Origin of the sequence: Streptomyces sp. NBC_01803 (genome assembly GCF_035917415.1) — a bacterium.
Taxonomy (GTDB): Bacteria; Actinomycetota; Actinomycetes; order Streptomycetales; family Streptomycetaceae; genus Streptomyces.
Genome location: NZ_CP109073.1, coordinates 1208413 through 1223188 on the forward strand (window position 1 = coordinate 1208413; position 14776 = coordinate 1223188).

The window sequence follows — 14776 nt, forward strand, 5'->3', positions numbered from 1 at the left end:
ATCGCCTCGTGGTGGCCGAGGAGGCCGACCTCCTCGTACGGGGCGTCCGGGAACCCGGCGTGGTAGACGCGATACAGCGGGCCGGGTCCCGTTCCGGTCGCGTTGAGGAGCTCCCGCCAGCGGCGGACCGCTCCGACGACCTCGCCCGACCGGCCCGCCGCCAGTAGGCCCCGGCCCACTCGGTGGCGCGGGCCGGGGTGATGGGCTCGCGCGCGGGGCGAGGAGGCGGACGACGGTCTCCTCGTACCGGGTGAAGTGCGCCGGGTCGCGCCGGCCCCGGGGGCAGGTGGTCGAGGTCGTCCGGGCCGAGGACGCCGTCGCGGATGTCGCGCGGCATGTGGTGGACCTCCATGACGGCGCCCGCGCCGCACTCGGCCATCAGCGAGCGGCGATCCGGTTCAGGAAGATCCGAAGAACGGGCCCGGCCCGCCGACGCGCTGCACCGGCCGCAGTCCGGCCCCGTTGTCCGGCAGCGTGTGACCCTCCTCGCAGACCAGCGCGGTCCGGACCCGGCCGCCGCAGTCCGCGTGCCGCAGCTCAAGCGGCGGGCCCTCGGCTCCGGCCAGATGCCGGTCGCCCCACCGCATGAGCGCCAAGAGCACCGGCTGCAACTCCTGTCCCGCAGAGGTCAGATGGTACTCGTGGCGGACCCGGGCGCCCGGCTCCCGGTACTCCCGCCGGTCCAGCACGCCCGCCGCCACCAAGTCGCGCAGCCGCTCGGCCAGCACGGCGCGCGGCACGCCCGTGGCCTCCCGGATCGGCCCGAACCGCCGTACTCCGAGGAAGACTTCGCGCAGCACGAGCAACGACCAGCGCTCGCCGACGACTTCCAGCGCTCTGGCCACCGAGCAGATACGTGGCGGCATTCACACTCCCCTCTGGATTCGCTTTCCGAACTCAGATGCTACCGTCGTCGCATGTCCGCCGACGAGAGCGCCGTGCCCGAGTCCTGGGGCAGCCCGCGTAGCAAAACGATCACCTGGTACGACCCTCGGGTCACCGCCGAGGCCGGCGCCCAGATGTCGGGCCTCGACCATCTCAGGGCCATGGCGGCCGGCGAGCTGCCGCCGCCCCCGATCGCCGAGCTGTTCGGCATGCGCTTCCACAGCGCCGAAAAAGGCGAAGTGGTCTTCGTCTGCACGCCGGACGAGAGCGCCTACAACCCGATCGGCCTGATCCACGGCGGCCTGGTCTGCACCCTGCTCGACACCGTCGCCGGCTGCGCCGTGCAGTCGACGCTGCCGGTCGGCACCGGGTACACCTCGATCGAGATCAAGGTGAACTACCTGCGCCCGGTCCACTCCGGCGCGGAGCTGCGCGCCCACGGCTGGGTCACCAAGCCGGGCCGCCGGGTGGCGTTCGCCGAGGGTGACGTCCGGAGCGCCGACGGCAAGGTCCTCGCCACCGCGTCGAGCACCTGCCTGATCCTGGGCGGCTGAGCGAGCCGTCACACCCCCCGGACTCCGGCCCCGGACCCACGAACACCCCGGACCCGCGAGCACCCCGGACCCACGAGCACCCCGGACCCACGAGCACCGGGCCGACAACCTCACGAGCCGCACGCAGCATCACCGAACGCTCTGGGCCCGCCGCCGGCACCCTGCTCGCCGAAACGGTCCGCGCCGCCCGACCGGCCGCCTCGGCCCGCCGCGCCGGCCGGTGATCACGGCCGGCGCCGAAACGGCGGGCCTGCCCGATCCGGACCTCACGGTCTCCCTCGCCGCCCCCGGAATCGCTGGACGCCCTCACCGCGACCCGCCGGCGGAGCCGCGTCCTTCAGCGCGCCCTGACGCGAACCGGCTACCACCCGGGCATCACCGCGGCCGTCCCCGACCTCGAACGACGGCGTGCCTGGCGCCGCCGGGCGGTCGCTCACGCGCCGGTCGCCCGGACGACGTCGAACGCCGTCAGCACGTTGTCCTGGTCCGGGTCCTGCGTGCACGGCACGCCGAACACGCCGAGGCCCGACAGAGTGCCGTCGGCCCGCGACGCGACCATCGTCAGGATCAGCGCGCCGACGCTGACCTCGCCGGGCCCGCGCCGCGCGAAGGTGACATCCGTGGCGGAGAGACGGCCGTCGGTGCCGAGCGCCGTGTAGGGCGGACCCGGTGGGAGGACGATCCGGTCCAGGTTCAGCGACCCCAAGGACGCGAAGTCGTCACGCCGCGGGCCGTCCACCGCCAGAGCGGCCGTCCCGGCGGCGTCGACCGTGGTGGCGTTCACCATCCGGAACATCTGATGCGTCATCTCGTCGTCGAACGTCGCCGAGACACCGGCACCGAAGCTGACTGGACGGCCGACCTCGACCGTGGCCGGGCCCTCGGGCCGGAAGGTCGCGGTCACCGGCTGCCGACCGATCAGCGGGAGGGCGCACTCATAGGAGAGCGTGACATCGCCGGGCTGGGGGCCGGGGTCGCCCGGGCCAATCTCGAACGTGGCCAGGACATTGTCCTGGCCGGCCTGGAGCGCGCACTCCGACTGGAACGTGCCGAGACCGGTGAGGCTCCAGTCCGCCTGGCGCGGCGTCAGGGTCAGGGTCAGGCTCCCCGCGATGAGGGAGGCGGGACCGGGCTCCGTGAAGATCACCTCGGCCGAACCGCCGTCGATCGGTATGACGGTCGGCACATACGGCGGCCCGGGCGGGACATCGGCCGACGGCAGCGTCAGGGGCACGTCGAGGGGAAGGGAACCCTCCGGGGCCTCCACCGTCAGATGGGCGACGGCCGAGCCTTCGAGAGTGACGGCGTTCACGATCCGCATGGCCTGGCTGGTGGTGGCGTCGAGCGTCAGCTCGCCGTCGACGCCGATCGTCACCGGCTCACCGGTCACGATGCCGGTGGGAACATCCACCTCGAATACGGCGGTGGCGGGACGGGCGCCCACCAGCGGCATCGTGCACAGATATGGGAGCGACCGGGAAACGGGTTCGGCGTGCGCGGCACCGGCGGTGAGCGGCAGCGACGCGGTCGCGAACAGAGCGGTGGCCAGCAGCCCCGTCGCACCTCTGAGGACCCGTGATCTCTTTCTGGATAACTCCATGAGCGCCTTTCTTTCCCTGTTCTCGGCGGAATGGCACGGGAACGGGCGGAAAAGGCTCCGGCCCGCGCCCGACAAGCTAGGAGTCGCGTTTTCCCGTGGTCAAGACGCGCGCCCGCGATCCCTCGGTCCGGATTGTCGAACGACGCATTCCTGTGCGCCGGTGAGCAATACGGTCCGGGCCGGTGTGTCGTCACCGTGCCGGGCCGGTGTGTCGTCACCGTGCCGGGGCGATGCCCGACTGGCTGGCCTGTGCCGGGAGCGCGTGCTCCCGGACCGGCAGGCACGACGAGACAGGCGGCGGACACGGTGCGCGGACCGAAGGGTAGCGCGGCGAGGTGCCCCCCTGCCTCACTCACACAGCGGACGGTCAGGCGAGCAGCGACCGGTAGAACGCCAGGTGGCGGCGGGCCGCCTCCGCCCAGGTGTGGCGGGCGGCCAGGGCCCGGCCCGCCGCGCGGCGGGCCGGGTCGGGCGCGCCGAAGGCGTGGTCGAGCTCCGTGGCGAGCGCTTCGGGGGTGGCCGCGAAGCGGGCCGCGTCGCCGAACACCTCGCGGAGCACGGGCAGATCACGGACGACGAGCGGAACGCGGGCGGCCAGGGCCTCCATCGCGGCCAGGCCGAAGCCCTCCTTGACGGAGGGGAACGCGAAGGCGTCGGCCGCCGCGACCAGCGTGGGGAGTTCGTCGTCGGGAACCGCGCCCAGGATCAGCGGCTCGACGCCCAGCTCGGCCGCCCGTGCCTCCCAACGGGTCCGGTAGTCACGGTAGTCGAAGAGCGTCTCGCCGCCCGCGATCACCAGCCGCACGTCCGGGCGGCGTTCGCGCAGCAAGGCGTACGCCTCCAGCAGATCCAGCGAGCCCTTGCGGGGTTCGATACCGCCGACCGACAGCACGTAGCGGCGGCCGATGCGGCTGCCCCACGCCGCCCGGCCGGCGCCGTCCTCGGCCGCGGCGGAGAACCGTTCGAACGCCACGCCGTTGGGGATGACCTCGGCCTTGAGGCCCCAGCCGTCGGCGAGTTCGGCGGCGACCGTGCGCGAGACGCAGACGTGCGCGTACGGGGTGGTGAGGGCCCGCTCGTGGCAGGCGGCCAGCTCGGGGGTGGTGAAGTGGTCGATGTGGTGGACCGTCCGGACGCACCGGTCCACGGCGTTGGCGCTGATGCAGTCCTGGGCGTGCGTGATGTCGTACGGCGCCGGGTCGAACGCCGCGCGCAGCGTGGCGATCGAGCGCAGCACGCGCTCCCCGACCGTCTCCTCCGACGGGCCGTCCGGGAAGGGAACGATCCGCTGCCGGACGGCCGGGTCGACGCGGCGGAAGAACGCCTGGTCGCCGCCGCGGCCGAGAGTCCAGACGGTGACGTCCTGCCCGGCCGCGGCGAGCGCCTCGGCCAGCGCCAGGGTGTGGACCACGCCGCCGCGCGGCTTCGTCGAGTAGCTCAGCAGGGCGATCCTCACGACGCGGTCCCCCGGTACGTGGCGGGGCGCCGCTCGTCCAGGTGACGCAGGACGCGGCGGGCGCGCTCGATCTCGGCGGCGATGTCCACCTCGGCCACCGCGAGTCCCGCCTTGGCCCAGGTGCGGGCGAGGATGTCGCCGCCCGGGCCCACCACCTTGGCCTGGCCGAGGAAGCGCATGCCGCCCATGGCGCCGGTCTGGTTGGAGGAGGCGAGGACGACCTGGTTCTCGGCGGCACGGGCCTGGTCGTAGAGGTCGAACAGCTTCGCCTGCCGGTCCTGCGCCATGCGGGGCGCGCGGTTGGTGATGCTGGTGGGCCAGGCGGACAGGCAGGCGAGGATCTCGGCGCCGTCCAGGGCGAGGCTGCGCGCCGACTCGGGAAACGTCTTGTCGTAGTCGATGAGCATGCCGACGCGCCCGGCGGGGGTGTCGAACGCGTCGAAGCGGTCGCCCGGTGTGTAGGCGGCGGTCTCGCCGGCCGGGAGGTGGACCTTGCGGTGGCGGCCGAGCACGCCGTCGCCGCTGACGCAGACGGCGGCGTTGTACCGTTCGTTGCCGCCGTCCTCGCAGTAGCCGACGCAGACGACCATCTCGGCGGCCAGGCGGGCGATTTCGTGGATCAGCGGGTCATCCGGCTTGAGCGCGGGCGGCAGCGCGTCGGGATCGGGGTGGCGCAGGTCCGCGAGATAGCCGCCCAGCGCGGCGTCGGGCAGGACGAGCAGCCCGGCGCCCTCCTTGCGCGCGTCGTCGATGAGTTTGGCGACGCGCGCCAGGTCGAACTCCAGGTCGCGGCCGAAGTGGGCGGCCACGGCCGCGATCCGGATCACGTATGTCTGCCTTCCAGTGCCGGTGGGGACGGGTTGCCCTGCGGGGGGTCCATCATGCCGGGGATCCGATGGGGGCGACGGGCGTGCCGGACACGGCGTTCTCCGCCACGTAGGCGTCCGGGCGCCGGTCGCGCAGGTGGGCCATGGCGCGGCGAGCGGTCTCCAGGGCCTGGGTGACGTCGAGTTCGGCGGTCGCCATCCCGGCCGTGACGCCGGTTTCGGCGAGGATCTCGCCGCCCGGATCGACCACCTTGGCGCTGCCGACGAAGCGCAACGAGCCGAAGGTTCCCGACTGGTTGGCCGACAGCCACACCATCTGGTTCTCCAACGCCCGCGCCCGGTCGAAGAGATCGAAGCGCCGCTTCCAGCGGTCCTCGGCCAGGTCGGCGGATGGCTGGGTGCGGGCGCCCGGCCAGGCGGAGACGCAGACGCCGATCTCGGCGCCGTCCAGGGCCAGTGCGCGGGCGGATTCGGGGAACGCCTTGTCGTAGCAGATCATCATGCCGATCCGGCCGACCGGGGTGGCGAAGGCGTGGAAGCGGTCCCCGGAGGCGTAGCTGGCGTCCTCGCTCAACGGCTGGTGCACCTTCCGGTGGTTGCCCAGCACGCCGTCCCCGCTGACGCAGACGACGCTGTTGTAGCGCCGACTGTCCGTCCCCGCCTCGCAGTAGCCCGCGACGACGGTCATCTCGCCCGCGAGCACGGCCAATCGGCGAATCTCCGGGCCGTCGGCGGCGAGCGCGGGCGGGCCCGCGTCCAGCTCCGCGTCGTCGTCCAGGCTCAGCAGGTAGCCGCCGAGACACGCCTCGGGCAGCGCCAGGAGCTGGACACCGTCCGCGCGGGCCCGGTCGATCAGCCCCTCGACGACGCGAAAGTCCTCCTCCAGGTCGCGGCCGAACTCGGCGGCGACGGCGGCCATGCGTACGGTGCTCATGCGGTCCCCATTCCGGTCACCGTCCCGGTGACCGCTTCCGTGATTTCTCCGTCGGGCCAGCGCAGCCCGACGCCCCGGCCCGGTGTCAGCTCCCCGCACACGCCGCTCACCGCCGGACCCGCGCCGGGCGCGGGGGCGCCGGGCCGGTCGGTGGTGAGCAGCGCGAAGCCGGGGAAGCAGGTCAGCCAGTCCCCGACCGACGCGCCCGCCGGCCGCGGCACGGCCGCCACGTCGAGCACGGCCGCGCAGCCGCCGGCCTCGGCCAGCATGCCGAGGGTGCCGGCGATCCCGGCCATCGACACGTCCTTGGCCGCGGCCGGGCGCGCGCCGACCGGGGCGTCGGACAACGTGCCGAGCAGCGCCCGGAGTTCACCGGGCGTCCGGTGGGTGGTCGAGTCCCACTGACGGCCCCGGTAGCCGGGGCGCCAGCCGCCGGCGAGATCGGCGGTGAGCCGCACGGCGTGCCCGGGACGCCCACCGCCGCCCGGCACGGGGTGCGCGGTGCGGCCCAGGGCGGTGACCGACAGGGCGGCCGGGACGCCGAGTTGAGTGTGCCCGCCGAGCACCGGCACGCCGTACGCGGCGGCGGCCCGGGTGAGTCCGGCCAGCACACGAGCGGCGTGCGAAGCGTTGCGGGCACCGAGGGCGTCGAGCAGCCCGACGGGCGTCGCGCCCATGGCGGCCAGGTCGTTGACGTTGACCAGGACCGAGCACCAGCCCGCCCACTCCGGGTCGCGTTCGACCATCGACGGCACGATGGCGTCGCAGGCGGCGATCAGGTCGCTGCCGGGGACCGGCGCGCCGTCGTCGCCGACGAATCCGGGGCCGCCGGGCGCGAGGCCCGACAGCAGCGGCCCGAGCGCCGACTTGGTCGCACCGGCCTGGGCGGCGATGCGGTGGATCGGGCTGCGCATCAGGACGTGCGGCGTCCCGGCGGCGGTCACCTCGCGCACGGTCTGCCAGCCGAGGCGGGTGAACAGCCGCTGGTTGCGCGGCTGCACGGTCGCCTCGAAGCGCAGCACGCCCTCGCTCTCGGCGCGGGCGCAGGCGGCCCGCACCAGGGCGGGGCCGATGCCGCCGAGCCGGCGGGCGGCGGGCGCGACGGCCAGCCGGCCGCCGTGCCACCAGCCGATGTCGGGCCCGTCGTCGACGGGTCCCAGCCGCACGCCGCCGAGGACCGTGCCGTCGCGGCCCCGGGCCACGAGCACGATGGTGCGCGGGTCGGCGTCGCGGCCGTCGAGGTCGTCCCCGGCGAACAGGCCCTGCTCGTGGACGAAGACGTCCCGACGCAGCGCCCGGTAGGTGGCCAACGTGGCGGCGTCGTCGGCCTGTTCGACGGTGAACCCGGGCTGGCGGGCCAGCGTGGCGCGGTCGCCGAGCAGCAGCAGGACGTCGTTCCCGTCCGGCGCGGCGGACCCGGCGCCCCCCGCCACGTCGGCCACGTCGTGGGAGAGCGCCACGGGCGGGAAGGGCGGGGCGGGCGGGGACAGCGAGGAGGGGGACGGGGACCTGGAGGTCATGGCGCTCACCCGCCCGCCGTCGCCAGGACGCCGCAAGCGCCGCAGGCCGCGCAGCCCGCCTTCTGGTCCGCGCCGGTCATGCCCGCCGCGCGGAGCCTGGCGGCCACGGCGACGGTGACGCGGCGCAGCAGCTCCGGGTCGGGGGCGCCGACGCCGTCGCGGGCGGCGAGGGTACCGCGCATCGGGCGGAACGGCACGACGAACGGGTAGACGCCGCGGTCGATCAACCGGCCGGCGCCCGCGATGAGTTCGTCCGGGTCCTCGCCGAGGCCGACCAACAGGTAGGTGGAGACGCGGTTGCGGCCGAAGACGCGGACCGCCTCGTCCCACGCGGCGTCGTACTCGGCCAGGGGAACCGTCGACTTGCCGGGCATCCAGCGGCGGCGGACGTCCTCGTCCAGGGCCTCGGCATGGATGCCGATGGCGGTCGCCCCGGCGTCGCGCAGCTCGCGGATCCAGGCGAGATCGCCGGGCGGCTCGCACTGCGCCTGGATCGGCAGTCCCGGCACGGCGGCCAGGACGGCGCGCACGGCGCGGGCGAGGTTGCGGGCGCCCCGGTCGGGGCCGGCGGTGGTGCCGGTGGTCATCACCATCTGCCGGACGCCGTCGAGCCGGACGGCGGCCTCGGCGACCTCGGCGAGCTGGGCCGGGGTCTTCGCGGCGACGGTGGCGCCGGAGCGCAGGGACTCCTCGATGGTGCAGAACCGGCAGCGGTCGGACTCGGCGTAGCGGACACAGGTCTGGACGACGGTGGTGGCCAAGACATCCGCGCCGTGCAGACGGGCGATGTGCTCGTAGGGGACGCCGTCGGCGGTGGTCAGGTCGTAGAACTTCGGCCGCCGCACGGGAGTGAGGGTCAGGCCGGTGTCGGTGAGAGATCCGGTCTCGTCGCCGAGCCAGACCCGGCCGTCGCGAACGGTGTAGGGGCTGTCGGGGTTGGTGGGAAGCGCGGCGTTGGCACCGTCGACGAGGACGTGACCGTCGTCGCTGGGCCCCGCGCCCTCGGGCCGCTTGACCTGGGCGTCGTCCAATCGGACGCCGCGCAGGGCGAGTTCGGCGCGGGTCGTGATCCGCACATCCACCGGCGTGCCGGTGCCAACGCTCATCGGGCCCCCCTCAGAGCTGGTAGGTCGAGTTGATGATGGCGCCCTTGCGGGCGTAGTGGATCAGCGCGTCCTGGACGTCCAGCGGGTGGGTGGGGATCACGCCCTCGATCAGGTCCTCCTCGCGCGCGCCGTGGAGGGAGAGACCGAAGCGGCAGCAGAAGACCTTGCCACCCTCCGCGATGAAGGTCTTGAGCTGGTTGTTGATGTTGTGCTCACCGGGGAACGCGGAGTTGCCGGTGGTCGGGAAGCCGCGCGTGGCCAGGCAGTTGAGCGAGCCGGGCCCATAGAAGTAGATGGCGGTCTCGAAGCCCTTGCGCAACGCGCGGGTCGCCTGAAGGACGGCGACGAAGCTGACGGACGACTCGTGGGCGATGCCGTGCACGAGCGTGAAGTACGTTTCGCCGTCCTCCGCCTGGTAGTCGGGGAAGACCTTGGTGCTGCCGTAGATGGTGGAGCCCTCGGGCAGCGAGGGGTGCGGGATCTCGGTGAGGGACTTCTTCTCGATGTCGCTGAGTTCGACGGTCTCGGACATGGCTGACTCCTCGGGACGGTGTCGGATGGGGTGGAGGCGGGACGGTCGGTCGTGCCGGTCAGTCGGTCGTGCGGGTCAGTCGGTCGTGCCGGTCAGTCGGTCACTGTCAGTCGTAGAGCGCGGCGAAGGTGTCCCGGAAGACGAGTCCGCCGAGTTCGCCGTCGTCGGTCGCGGCGCGCATCCGGGCGTACTCGCCCGCGAAGTCGCCCCACGGTTGGTCGCTGGCGAAGAGCACCCGGTCGTGGCCGATGCCGCGGCGCTCGATCTCCCGGGCCAGCCAGCGGGGCGTGAAGCCGATGGCCCAGGAGAGGTCCGTGTAGACGCGCTTGCCGGCCTCGATCCAGTCGAAGAAGCGGGAGCCGGCGAGCTTGATGTGGCCGCTCATGCCGCCACCGAAGTGGACCAGGTGCACGGGCACCCGGTCGGCATACCACTCGACCAGGTGACCGACCTCGTCGATGTCGGAGGCGGCGCCGGGCGAGGTGTGGACGTGGACGACGAGCCGGTGGGCCTCGGCGGTCCGGAAGATCCGATCCAGCAGCGGTCGGCAGTCGGGGTCGGTGGCGCGTCCGCCGAGGAGGAAGCTGAGCTTGAGGGCCCGCACTCCTTCCTCGCCGGCCAACGCCAGGGCTCGGGCGGTGCGTTGCTCGTCCTCGGGGCGCGGGGAGACCCACAGGCCGGCCCGGACGCGGTCGTCCGTCTGCGCGGCCTCGATCGCGAGCTCGTTGAAGGAGAACGCGATGGCGGGGTCGGGCACACCGTAGTTGGGCAGGACGAGGGCGCGGGTGGTGCCCTCGGCGTCGAGGTCGGCGATGAGTTGTTTCACGGTGGCGCGGGCGGTGGTGTCGGGCTTGACCGGCGGGCCGCCGTAGAACGGATACGCGGGCAGGACGCCGATGTGCCGGTGGGCGTCGGCCACGCCGGGGGTGGTGGTCATCGGTGCGGCACCTCCTTCAGCCGACGGGGAGCGCGGAGGCAAGGGACGTGGGGGCTCCGGTCAGCGCGCCGCAGACGTCGGCGAGCCGGCGGGAGGCGTCGATGTGCCCGGCGAGGAACTCAGCGTCCCGGCCCACCGCTTCGAAACGACCCGACCCCCAGGAGAACTGCCAGGGCAGGCCCAGGAAGTACAGCCCGGGGCAGCTGGTGGCACCGCGCCAGTGCATCGGGTAGCCGCGTCCGTCGAAGACCGGGATCTCGATCCAGCGGTGGTCGCGGACGAACCCGGTGGACCAGATCACCGAGGTGACGCCCGCCCCCGTCAGGTCGAGGGCGCGCGGCTGGGTGCGCGGATCGGGCCGCCACACCGGCACGTAACGGGACTCGTGCGGCGCGGAGACGCCGTGCGCCGTGATGTGGGCGTCGATGGCGTCCTTGATGGACTCCGCGACCGCGTCGGCGTGGTCGAGGTTGTCCGCGAGGTCGTCGGCGAACGTGAGCGACGCGCCGTCGACGCCGGTGAGCCGCCCGTACAGCCGCATGCCCTCGCGGGCGAAGGCCCGCAGGTCGATGTCCCGGCCACCGTCGCGGCCCGTCACGTAGTGGTTGACGCGCAGCCGCACCGCCTCGGCGCCGGCGAACTCGTCGATGCCCTTGGCGTAGTGGCCCATCTCGTCCAGCCAGGCCACGCAGTCGCGGCCCCGGTAGAAGCGGGCCACGCGCGGCGCGCCGCCCACCGCGAGGTGGACCCGGCGGCCGGCCAGGTGCAGGTCTTCGGCTATCTGGCAGCCGGACTGTCCGGTGCCGACCACCAGCACGTCTCCGTCCGGGAGTTGGCCGGCGTCGCGGTACTGGGAGGAGTGGAGCTGGTGCACCCCGGACGGCAGCCGCTCGGCTAGGCGCGGCACGGACGGGCCGTGGTAGGGGCCGGTGGCGACGACGACCTGATCGGCCGTCAGGTCGCCCGCCGTGGTGGTGAGCCGGAAGGCCCCGGTGCCGGTGCGCCGGAGTCCGGTGACCCGCACGCCCTCGGCCAGCGGGGGCGCTGCGAAGGCGACGTAGTCCTCCAGATACCGCACGATCTCGTCGCGGACCATGAAGCCGTCCGGGTCGGGGCCCTGGTAGGGGAAACCGGGCAGCCGGCACTGCCAGTTGGGCGTCACCAGACAGAAGGAGTCCCAGCGTCGCTCGCGCCACTCGTGCCCGACCCGTTCGGCCTCGATGACCACATGGTCGATGGCGCGCTCGGCAAGCCGGTAGCTCATCGACAGCCCGGCCTGTCCGCCGCCGACGACCGCCACCTGGTAGTGGGCGCCGACGAGCGCGGGGCCACCTCCCGGCCCCCCACGGGACTGCAACGTGGGGGCACCTCCCGGCCCCCCATGGGGCTGCAACGTGGGGGCACCTCCCGGCCCCCCATGGGGCTGGGGGAGGGTCACCGCTCGCTCCCGTCCGGGCCGGTCAGCGCCTCGACCACCACACGGTCGTCGGCCGTGGCGCCGGGCGAGGCGGCGTGGGCGGCGGCGGTCGCCTCGATCTGGGCGAGCTGCTCCGCCGCGGAGGTGCAGGCGAAGCCGTACGTGGCCCGCACCCTCTCGCCGGCGATGGTCAGGGCGCGTCGGCTGCGGTCGACGAAGTCGTCGACCGGATAGCCGGTGCCGGACTCGAAGAAGTCCTGGACTACGGTGGACGGTGAGTAGCAGCGCTGGATTCCGCCGTCCGGCCAGCGCACCCGGAAGTACATCTCAGGCATGAATGTCCTCCAGAACGGAGCACCGTGACCCGCGGGGAAGAGCGGTCTCGGTACTGCTCGTGGGGACTACTTCAGCCACCGCCGATTACCGATCGAAGTCATCCGGAATAAAGACGTGTTGCCAAGATCTCACCGAGGGTGACACGGCGTCGGGCCCGGCAGAGGAGCCTCCCTTCCTTGCCCAGGGGGAGGTCCGCCGCCGGGCCCGACCGCCCGTTCCGGCCCGACCGGCTCCGGCTCAGGCGGACTTGAGAACGCCGCCGTCGATGATGCAATCGGTGCCGTTGATGTCGTTCGGCGCGGCGGTGAAGACGGCCCACCGCGCGGAGGCCGCGACCCGCAGGAGCCGGCCGACCGGATCGCCCTGATCCTGGACGGCGTCAACACGAGCGCCGCGATCCTCGGCCCCACGGGCGCGGTCCGCGCCGCGATCTTCCTTCGCCCGGGAAGCCGTCCGCACGGCGACGGCCCCGGCCACCCCGGCGGACTGAGCCCCCGGGCCTGACCGGTGCCACGGCGCCCGTTTCACCAGACGCGGCGGCGCGACAGGGCGCGGGTGGGGTGGCGGAGGCGGTGCACCAGGGCCCGGCGCAGGTCCCGGTCCTCGTCCGTCTCGACGGCCATGTCGAGCTGCACGATGTCCACCCCGGCCGACCCCAGCAGCTCGATGCGCGCGGCCACCCCCTCCGGCGAGCCGACGAAGGCGCCCGCGACCGAGCGGCGGATGTACGACGCGACCTCGTCGGGCCCGGCGGTTCCCCGTTCCCGGTCCCGGTCGAGCTGCACCGCCCCGGCCCACCGGGCGCGGTCGGCCCCCGAGGTGAGCCGCACGGCCTCCCGCGCGAGCCGCCGCGCCCGCTCCTCCGCCCCGGCGTCGGTCGCGGCCAGCACCACCGTGATGTGGCGCCAGATCCGCAGTGTCCGGCCGTGCGCCGCCGCCGCGGCCCGGATCTCCTTGATCCGGGCGCGCGTCGCCGGCAGCGGCAGCGCCCGCACCGCGTAGACGTCGGCGTACCGCGCCGCCAGCTCCAGTCCGGCCGGTGAGGACCCACCGAAGGAGAGTAGTTCGGCGCGGGGGCGCGGCCACAGGCCCGCCATGGCGTCCCGGACCGTGTAGAACTCCCCGTCGTGGTCGAAGCCCCGCCGCTCGGTCAGGGAGCGGCGGAAGACCTCCAGATACTCCCCGGCCCGCCGGTACCGATCCTCCTTGCCGAGGGTGTCGCCGTCGCGCAGCACGTCGGCGTCGCTCGACCCGACGATGAGGTGGGCGGCGGCCCGGCCCCCGGAGAGGCGGTCCAGGGTGGCCAGGGAACGGGCCGCGGCCGTGGGGGCCGTGGTGCCGAGCCGGTGGGCGACGGCGACCCGGAGCCTGCTGGTGGCGGCCAGCGCCCACGCCGCCACCAGCCAGGGATCGGGCCACGAGCTGGACTGCGTCACCAGGGCGCTGTCCAGGCCGTCCGCCTCGTTCTCCCGGGCGGTGCGCGCCACGTGCTCCGGGTCGGCGGTGCGCTCGCGCGGGTCGGGGGCGAGGCGCAGCGCCTGGCGTTCCCCGGGCGTATCGCCGGCGACGGGGGCGGCCCGGATGCCGCCCCGCAGGTCGAGTTCCATGCGCCTCGTCCCTCCGCTCAGGACCCGGCGGGGCCGAGCCGGGCCAGAGTTTCCAGCACCTTGGCGCGGCTGACGAACACCTCGGGCGGCAGCGACACGTAGAGCTGGATGGTCGTCACGCCGGGGCGGTGGTACCGCAGGATGCGCTCGCGGCACTCCTCGGGCGAGCCGCTGATGAACAGCCCGTCCACGACCTCGTCGGGCAGCGCCTTCTGGGCGCCCTCCGCGTCCCCCTCGGCCCAGAGCCGGTGGGACTCGCGCAGCAGCTCGCCGTGGCCGAGCCATTCGTGGAACTTCCGGTAGGGCTCACGGTTGAGAATCCAGGCGAGGAACGGGCGCGTGGCGCGGTGCGCGTAGGCGGCGTTCTCGGTGGGGCAGACGAAGACCTTGACCACCAGCTCCTTGCCGGGCGGCTGCGGGCCGACCGCGTCGAGGACGGTCGGCACATCCTCGGGGAAGAGGAGGTTGGTGATGGCGCCGTCCCCCTCGGTGAAGCCCAGGCGCAGCATCCGGGAGCGGAGGGCGCCGAGGATCACCTTGGCCGGCTGGGCCGGCGGGTGCGGCAGCCGGTAGCCGGTGATGGAGAACGTGTCGAAGTCGCCCGCGATGTACTCGCCGCGCAGCGCCCGCGTGACGAACCGCAGCACGTCCCTGGTGCGCTTGAACGGCTCGTCGAACGGGATGCCGTTGATGTCGGTGACATGCGCGGGCACCGAGGCGCCGATGCCCAGCAGCAGGCGGCCCGGGGCGAGTTGGGCCAGGGTGGCGGCCGTCTGGGCGAGGACCGCGGGGCCGCGCGTGTGCACCGGCACGATGCCGGTGGCGATGCGCAGCGTCGGGGACCAGGCGGCGGTCGCGGCGAGCGGGGTGAACGCGTCGGTGCCCCCGCCCTCCGCGCTCCAGACGTCGGTGTAACCGAGGTCCGGCAGGCGTTCGATGATGAAGCGGTGCCGGTCGATGGTGAGTCCGGGCAGCGGCAGGGTGATCCCCCACTTGGGCGGGACGGCCTCGGCGCGGGGAAGCTGGTGCGGCTCGGTCATGAAGCGACTGACGTCCTCTCGGGCG

General features: G+C 73.9%; 15 protein-coding genes. 1 reads left to right on the forward strand and 14 read right to left on the reverse strand.

The window, feature by feature from the left end; all coding sequences use genetic code 11:
• Positions 1 to 398: 398 nt before the first annotated feature.
• A complete protein-coding gene (locus OIE51_RS04900) occupies positions 399 to 866 on the reverse strand; it encodes a winged helix-turn-helix transcriptional regulator (RefSeq protein WP_326595783.1) in 468 nt (155 codons plus the stop codon).
• 51 nt (positions 867 to 917) lie between these two features.
• Here OIE51_RS04900 and OIE51_RS04905 point away from each other — a divergent pair, with 51 nt between their 5' ends.
• Complete coding sequence (locus OIE51_RS04905) at positions 918 to 1439, forward strand: PaaI family thioesterase (RefSeq protein WP_326595785.1); 522 nt, start codon at positions 918 to 920, stop codon at positions 1437 to 1439.
• Between the two features lie 433 nt (positions 1440 to 1872).
• Here the strand turns inward: OIE51_RS04905 and OIE51_RS04910 are convergent, their stop codons facing one another.
• From OIE51_RS04910 to OIE51_RS04970, 13 genes are all read right to left on the reverse strand, one after another.
• Positions 1873 to 3039: a DUF6801 domain-containing protein gene (locus OIE51_RS04910; RefSeq protein ID WP_326595787.1), complete on the reverse strand. Its 1167-nt coding sequence runs from the start codon at positions 3037 to 3039 to the stop codon at positions 1873 to 1875.
• Positions 3040 to 3406: 367 nt separating this feature from the next.
• Complete coding sequence (locus OIE51_RS04915; RefSeq protein ID WP_326595788.1) at positions 3407 to 4495, reverse strand: MSMEG_0565 family glycosyltransferase; 1089 nt, start codon at positions 4493 to 4495, stop codon at positions 3407 to 3409.
• On the reverse strand, positions 4492 to 5322 hold the full coding sequence (locus OIE51_RS04920; RefSeq protein ID WP_326595790.1) for a carbon-nitrogen hydrolase family protein: 831 nt from the start codon (positions 5320 to 5322) through the stop codon (positions 4492 to 4494). Before OIE51_RS04920 ends, OIE51_RS04915 begins: the two co-directional genes overlap by 4 nt.
• A gap of 52 nt (positions 5323 to 5374) precedes the next feature.
• On the reverse strand, positions 5375 to 6256 hold the full coding sequence (locus tag OIE51_RS04925) for a carbon-nitrogen hydrolase family protein (RefSeq protein ID WP_326595792.1): 882 nt from the start codon (positions 6254 to 6256) through the stop codon (positions 5375 to 5377).
• Positions 6253 to 7776 carry an MSMEG_0567/sll0787 family protein gene (locus OIE51_RS04930; RefSeq protein ID WP_326595794.1) on the reverse strand — a complete coding sequence of 508 codons (1524 nt, stop codon included), beginning with the start codon at positions 7774 to 7776 and terminating at the stop codon, positions 6253 to 6255. The genes OIE51_RS04925 and OIE51_RS04930 overlap by 4 nt, the downstream gene beginning before the upstream one ends.
• Before the next feature lie 5 nt (positions 7777 to 7781).
• Positions 7782 to 8882 (reverse strand): MSMEG_0568 family radical SAM protein, encoded by a 1101-nt coding sequence (locus OIE51_RS04935; RefSeq protein ID WP_326595796.1) that lies wholly within the window; start codon positions 8880 to 8882, stop codon positions 7782 to 7784.
• 10 nt (positions 8883 to 8892) lie between these two features.
• Positions 8893 to 9414 carry an MSMEG_0572/Sll0783 family nitrogen starvation response protein gene (locus OIE51_RS04940; RefSeq protein WP_326595798.1) on the reverse strand — a complete coding sequence of 174 codons (522 nt, stop codon included), beginning with the start codon at positions 9412 to 9414 and terminating at the stop codon, positions 8893 to 8895.
• 106 nt (positions 9415 to 9520) lie between these two features.
• Complete coding sequence (locus OIE51_RS04945) at positions 9521 to 10351, reverse strand: amidohydrolase family protein (RefSeq protein ID WP_326595799.1); 831 nt, start codon at positions 10349 to 10351, stop codon at positions 9521 to 9523.
• A gap of 16 nt (positions 10352 to 10367) precedes the next feature.
• Positions 10368 to 11708: an MSMEG_0569 family flavin-dependent oxidoreductase gene (locus tag OIE51_RS04950; protein WP_326595801.1), complete on the reverse strand. Its 1341-nt coding sequence runs from the start codon at positions 11706 to 11708 to the stop codon at positions 10368 to 10370.
• A 77-nt stretch (positions 11709 to 11785) separates the two neighbouring features.
• On the reverse strand, positions 11786 to 12103 hold the full coding sequence (locus OIE51_RS04955) for an MSMEG_0570 family nitrogen starvation response protein (RefSeq protein WP_326595802.1): 318 nt from the start codon (positions 12101 to 12103) through the stop codon (positions 11786 to 11788).
• A 238-nt stretch (positions 12104 to 12341) separates the two neighbouring features.
• Positions 12342 to 12563, reverse strand: a complete 222-nt coding sequence (locus OIE51_RS04960; RefSeq protein WP_326595804.1) for a hypothetical protein — start codon at positions 12561 to 12563, stop codon at positions 12342 to 12344.
• 65 nt (positions 12564 to 12628) lie between these two features.
• Complete coding sequence (locus OIE51_RS04965; RefSeq protein WP_326595805.1) at positions 12629 to 13711, reverse strand: LLM class flavin-dependent oxidoreductase; 1083 nt, start codon at positions 13709 to 13711, stop codon at positions 12629 to 12631.
• A 17-nt stretch (positions 13712 to 13728) separates the two neighbouring features.
• A complete protein-coding gene (locus OIE51_RS04970) occupies positions 13729 to 14751 on the reverse strand; it encodes an LLM class F420-dependent oxidoreductase (protein WP_326595806.1) in 1023 nt (340 codons plus the stop codon).
• Between the last annotated feature and the right edge of the window lie 25 nt (positions 14752 to 14776).

Bases quoted from the DNA above. Each gene is read 5' to 3' on its own strand.
- OIE51_RS04955 (WP_326595802.1), bottom strand. From the start codon at position 12,103: ATGCCTGAGATGTACTTCCGGGTGCGCTGGCCGGACGGCGGAATCCAG.
- OIE51_RS04930 (WP_326595794.1), bottom strand. From the start codon at position 7,776: ATGACCTCCAGGTCCCCGTCCCCCTCCTCGCTGTCCCCGCCCGCCCCG.
- OIE51_RS04905 (WP_326595785.1), top strand. From the start codon at position 918: ATGTCCGCCGACGAGAGCGCCGTGCCCGAGTCCTGGGGCAGCCCGCGT.
- OIE51_RS04900 (WP_326595783.1), bottom strand. From the start codon at position 866: ATGCCGCCACGTATCTGCTCGGTGGCCAGAGCGCTGGAAGTCGTCGGC.
- OIE51_RS04910 (WP_326595787.1), bottom strand. From the start codon at position 3,039: ATGGAGTTATCCAGAAAGAGATCACGGGTCCTCAGAGGTGCGACGGGG.
- OIE51_RS04970 (WP_326595806.1), bottom strand. From the start codon at position 14,751: ATGACCGAGCCGCACCAGCTTCCCCGCGCCGAGGCCGTCCCGCCCAAG.
- OIE51_RS04925 (WP_326595792.1), bottom strand. From the start codon at position 6,256: ATGAGCACCGTACGCATGGCCGCCGTCGCCGCCGAGTTCGGCCGCGAC.
- OIE51_RS04965 (WP_326595805.1), bottom strand. From the start codon at position 13,711: ATGGAACTCGACCTGCGGGGCGGCATCCGGGCCGCCCCCGTCGCCGGC.
- OIE51_RS04935 (WP_326595796.1), bottom strand. From the start codon at position 8,882: ATGAGCGTTGGCACCGGCACGCCGGTGGATGTGCGGATCACGACCCGC.
- OIE51_RS04945 (WP_326595799.1), bottom strand. From the start codon at position 10,351: ATGACCACCACCCCCGGCGTGGCCGACGCCCACCGGCACATCGGCGTC.
- OIE51_RS04940 (WP_326595798.1), bottom strand. From the start codon at position 9,414: ATGTCCGAGACCGTCGAACTCAGCGACATCGAGAAGAAGTCCCTCACC.